At 65.8% G+C, this 3,998-nt stretch carries 8 protein-coding genes and 1 pseudogene; all 9 read right to left on the bottom strand.

Annotation, left to right across the window (positions count from 1 at the left end):
* A pseudogene (locus tag JAB6_RS29625) lies at nucleotides 1-107 on the bottom strand (phage virion morphogenesis protein); the annotation flags it as partial.
* Nucleotides 104-592 (bottom strand): phage tail protein, encoded by a 489-nt coding sequence (locus JAB6_RS00830; RefSeq protein ID WP_070301026.1) that lies wholly within the window; start codon nucleotides 590-592, stop codon nucleotides 104-106. The pseudogene JAB6_RS29625 and the gene JAB6_RS00830, both read right to left, overlap by 4 nt.
* The gene (locus JAB6_RS00825; protein WP_083292458.1) at nucleotides 576-1,088 is read right to left on the bottom strand and encodes a lysis system i-spanin subunit Rz; all 513 of its coding nucleotides are present in this window, start codon (nucleotides 1,086-1,088) and stop codon (nucleotides 576-578) included. The genes JAB6_RS00830 and JAB6_RS00825 overlap by 17 nt, the downstream gene beginning before the upstream one ends.
* On the bottom strand, nucleotides 1,085-1,645 hold the full coding sequence (locus tag JAB6_RS00820; protein ID WP_070301024.1) for a glycoside hydrolase family 108 protein: 561 nt from the start codon (nucleotides 1,643-1,645) through the stop codon (nucleotides 1,085-1,087). The genes JAB6_RS00825 and JAB6_RS00820 overlap by 4 nt, the downstream gene beginning before the upstream one ends.
* On the bottom strand, nucleotides 1,645-2,016 hold the full coding sequence (locus tag JAB6_RS00815; RefSeq protein WP_070224671.1) for a hypothetical protein: 372 nt from the start codon (nucleotides 2,014-2,016) through the stop codon (nucleotides 1,645-1,647). Before JAB6_RS00815 ends, JAB6_RS00820 begins: the two co-directional genes overlap by 1 nt.
* A 64-nt stretch (nucleotides 2,017-2,080) precedes the next feature.
* Entirely contained in the window at nucleotides 2,081-2,296 is a 216-nt protein-coding gene (locus tag JAB6_RS00810; protein ID WP_070301022.1) for a tail protein X, read from the bottom strand.
* Nucleotides 2,296-2,790: a head completion/stabilization protein gene (locus JAB6_RS00805; protein WP_254671404.1), complete on the bottom strand. Its 495-nt coding sequence runs from the start codon at nucleotides 2,788-2,790 to the stop codon at nucleotides 2,296-2,298. The genes JAB6_RS00810 and JAB6_RS00805 overlap by 1 nt, the downstream gene beginning before the upstream one ends.
* A gap of 105 nt (nucleotides 2,791-2,895) precedes the next feature.
* Complete coding sequence (gene gpM / locus JAB6_RS00800; RefSeq protein ID WP_070301018.1) at nucleotides 2,896-3,612, bottom strand: phage terminase small subunit; 717 nt, start codon at nucleotides 3,610-3,612, stop codon at nucleotides 2,896-2,898.
* Nucleotides 3,612-3,998 (bottom strand): P2 family phage major capsid protein (locus JAB6_RS00795; RefSeq protein ID WP_139143236.1); only part of this gene is annotated, 387 nt, incomplete at its 5' end. The genes gpM and JAB6_RS00795, both read right to left, overlap by 1 nt.

Here is a 3,998-nt window from a genome sequence, read left to right as displayed (position 1 = left end):
CGCAGGTCGATGGCCACCTTGTGATTGATGGCGCGGCGTTGGGCCGGCTGCAGCTTGGCCAGCAGCGCCCCGGCCCAAGCTTCCAGCGCGTGCAGGTCGTCGCTCATGGTGTCGCCTCGGGCGTGCGCCATTCGGCCAGCAGCGTCTCGCCGTCGTACAGCTTCCAGAACTCGTCCGCATAGGCCGGCATGTGCTGTATCTCGGCCAGGTGCTTGATGTCCAGGCGGCCCGCCTCGCCTGCCTTGACGGCCACGCGCTCGGTCAGGTCCAGCTTGATGGAAATGTCGACCGTTTCATGGTTGTTGAAATCCACTTCGAAGGCAATGCCGTGCTTGCGCGTTTCTTCGTTGGCCATCAGGTCGAGCTGGTGAACTTTCAGCCAGGCGATCAGGGCCACCATGATGGCGTCGGCGTCGCCCGCGTAATCGGTGACGATCAGGTTAAGCTTGAAGCGGTATTCGAAGGAGAGGGAGGCGGTGGCCGACGCCACCACGTTGCCCTCGTCGGCGAAGACCAGCAGGCGGTCGGGATCGCGCTGCAGGTCGGGGATGGCGGCGGCCAGGTGCTGGCGCAGGCTATTCGGCTTGTACATGGTAGGTGTCTCGCACGGTGTTGTAGGCGTCGATGCAGGCGTTCAGTTGGCGGGTGGCGTCGTCGCCGTCGCCGGCAATGGCGTCAAGAGCTGCCGCAGTCGCTGGGTTAAGTTCGGCGCGCGTTTGGTGCCGATGGCCTGCGGCATCGGTGGAATCTGCAATGGCGGCGCACTGGCCGCCGGAGACGGGGATTGACAGGCGCACAGCGCCGCTGCGCAGGTCATCGTTAAAACGGTCACGCTCGGTTTTCGCATGGGTTTGCTCCTGGGTGAGGTGGTCGGCGCGCTGCGCCAGGGTGGTGCCGGCGGCGCGCTCCAGGGTGAGCACGCGGGCGGTGGCCTGGGCGAGTTGCGTGGCGGCGGTGGATGTTTGGATAGCGGCTGCCCGCTGCAGGGCGGCGATGCTGGCATCCTTGCGCCAGCCCTGCGCGGTCCAACCGACCAGGGCGCCACACAGCAGGCAGGCAGCCAGCGGGCGCCAAGTAGTCGTTGTCACATGGCCACCCGTTCCTTGATCCAGCCGTATAGAAAACGGCGCTGGGTCTTGTTGGCCTCGGTGATTTCCAGGTAGCGCGCCGCCTGCAGGCCGTTCAAGGCGCACAGCAGCACGGCGGCGCCATCCTGGCCGCGCCATTTCAGGAAAGCGCCCAGCGCGCCCAGCGACTGCGCGCCCAGGCGGCCGTCGACGAACAGGGCGGGATAGCGCGCGCCCGTGTCATTGAAACCGTTCAGCCAGCGCTGCAGGAACTCGGCCGCGCGGTGCGGCCCCATGTTGACGCCCGTGTCGATCACTTCGGCGCCAATGCCGGCATGGATGGCTAGCACCTGGTCAAACTTCGGTTCCGTGATGTAGCGGGCTGTGTAGATGGCGCACGCCACGGTCATGGGTAGATCGCGTACTGGCCCCATGTAACCGTTGGCGCGCGCCACCGCCACGGTGATGCCGTAATTGGTTTCGCCGCCTTTGTCGGCCGGGTCGTTCACGTAGCCGCCTTCGGCGCGCAGGATGGCGTCGATGACGCGCGCGATCAGCGGGTTGTCGGTGGTTGCCATCAGTGTTCCTTCGCGTCTTTGACCAGCTCGGCGATGTCCTTGTCGCTGCGGCGCTGGAACCACAGGGCCACGGCGCGCGATACCCACCAGCCGGGCGCGCCCACGATCAGATCGATGGCGGAGGCGTTGACCATGGCGCCGATGGCGGGGAGCTGGGCGCACAGCAGCTGGTAGACGGTGCCGCCCAGCAGGCACGAGAACACGCCCGCGCATGCCAGCCGGGCGACGAATTCGCCCTTGTTGAAGGTGCCGTCGGCGTTCAGCGGCGGCAGCACGATGTACAGCATGGCCGCGCCGACCATGCCCAGCGCCGCCTTGAAGCCGTACAGTTTGACCAGGGTGGCGAAACCACCAAACGATTCTGCGGACATTGCTTGATTCTCCGGTGAGAGGGTAGATAGATTTTTCATGAGGGTAAAAAGGTGGATTGCTGCGTTAATCCCATAGCTGCACAAGATCGGCTGCAGCCACCTGGCCCGTGCTGGGCGCCGGCTCGGGCAGGGTGACGACTAGGCCGGCAGGCAGCACGGCGCCATGGCGCGCCAGCGCGGGGTTCATTTCCAGGGTGTGCTCGACGTATCGAGCGCCGTCGCCCAGGTAGCGCCACACCAGGGCGTCTACCGTGTCGTGCTGCTGCGTGCGCACCTGCATCAGATTAATTCCACAGTCAGGTGCGTGCGCCCGACGATATCGGCGATGGCCCATTGCGCATTGCGCCGCTGCGCACCTGGCGCCTCGTCCAGCCACTCCATGCTTTTCCTGTCGCTGACGGACGTGGCCGTGCTGTCGTAGTCGCGGTAACGCTCGATCAGGTCGGCTTTCGCCGTGCTGTAGACGGCGCGCCGGTACTGCGCCAGCAAGCGCGATTCGCGGTTGATGCGCGCGGCTGGCACGTCCACCAGGGCGGCGATACCGGCAGCGGCCTGCTTGCCCTGCCAGTCGGCCAGCTCTCGGTTGACCTGCAGGATGGCATCGACCACGGCTTGCACCAGGCGCGCGTCGGTGACGGTGCCATCCAGGCGCATGGCGTCGCGCATATCGGTGAGCAGGATGTCGGGAAACCAGCCGTCGTTCTCGACGACGCCAGGGGCAGGCGCTGGCGGCGCAGTGGCGGTGCCAGGCGGGATTGACGGGGGCAGGGCCATGAAGGACATACGGGGCGCTTTCAATAATGGGGCGGTGGACGGGGTTCATCAGGTCAAAGGTTTGGCCAGAATCCCCCCGTGCCGCCGTGCTGCGGGGGATGCTCTTTACGTGGAACCGGCCGCGCGCTTGATGCGCCGCTCCAGCCGTTCCATATCTTTCTTGACGCCGCACGACTCGGACAGGGCGCGGGCGCGCTTCAGCTGGGCCATGGCGTTTTCCGCTTGCGCCACCATCGCCGGGGCGATGTCCGTGTCGTTGGCCTGATCGAGCACGGCGATCAGGGCCAGGCCGATGGCCTTGTGCAGCTTGGCGCGCGCCTGGTCCGGGGCGTCGCTGGCGGCCGTCAACTGTTCGACGGTGCCCAGCACCTGCGCCGCGTGCTGCGGATCAGCGGCCAGCTTGCCGTGCAGGTAGCCTTCGGCAAACTCATCCAGCATCAGGGTGGCGATGTCGCGGCTGTAGGTGTCGGGCAGGGTGAACTTGTGTTCCAAGGCGTAGGCGGCCATGACCAGGGCGCGGTCGTATTCGCCCGTGTCGATGTGCCACACCAGCAGGGTGGCGAAGACGTCATCCTGCGCACCCTTGCCGCCGGCCAGCACGCCGTCGATCCACTGCGCGTAATCCGGCAATAAGGTGGCCTTGACCTCGATCTTGCGTTCCACGGACTGGATGGATTTCAGGCGCCGGCGGTCATCGGACAGCTTGTAGAGCATCAAATCGTAAGCCGTGCCGGTGGTGACGCCCTGCGGCGCGGCGGCGCCGGCCGTGCGCTCGGCCAGCATGCGCGCGCGGTGGCGCAGGGCGGGGGACTGGTTGGCCATTATTTGTCTTTCAGCTCGATGTTTTCCACCAGCGCGGCCAGGCCCAGGTCTTCGATCACGTAGGCGTCATTCGACGACTCGTAGTTCTCGATGCGGTCGCGCTTGGGCACGTCCTCGACGCGGCGGCGGCGCGCGCCTTCCTGGAAGTAGATCGACAGATTGTCGAAACGGGTAATCAGGATGGCGTTATCGGGGAAGAAGGGCACGCGCGCGGCCGGCAAGCCGCCGATACGTTTCTGGCTGATGATGATGTCGGCCGCCAGGGTTTCCGTGGGCGCCTGCTTGGTGTTGACCAGTGGAAAATACTTGTCGTTCAACAGCTTGCGCCCGACGATGGCCACCAGATTGGTGTCTTCCTGATACCACGGGTCCAGCAGGTTGACGGC

The sequence above is a fragment of the Janthinobacterium sp. HH104 genome, assembly GCF_001758715.1.
GTDB lineage: Bacteria > Pseudomonadota > Gammaproteobacteria > Burkholderiales > Burkholderiaceae_D > Janthinobacterium > Janthinobacterium aestuarii.
Note: the sequence above shows the minus strand (reverse complement) of the source record. Positions and strands in the feature narration are given on the sequence as shown.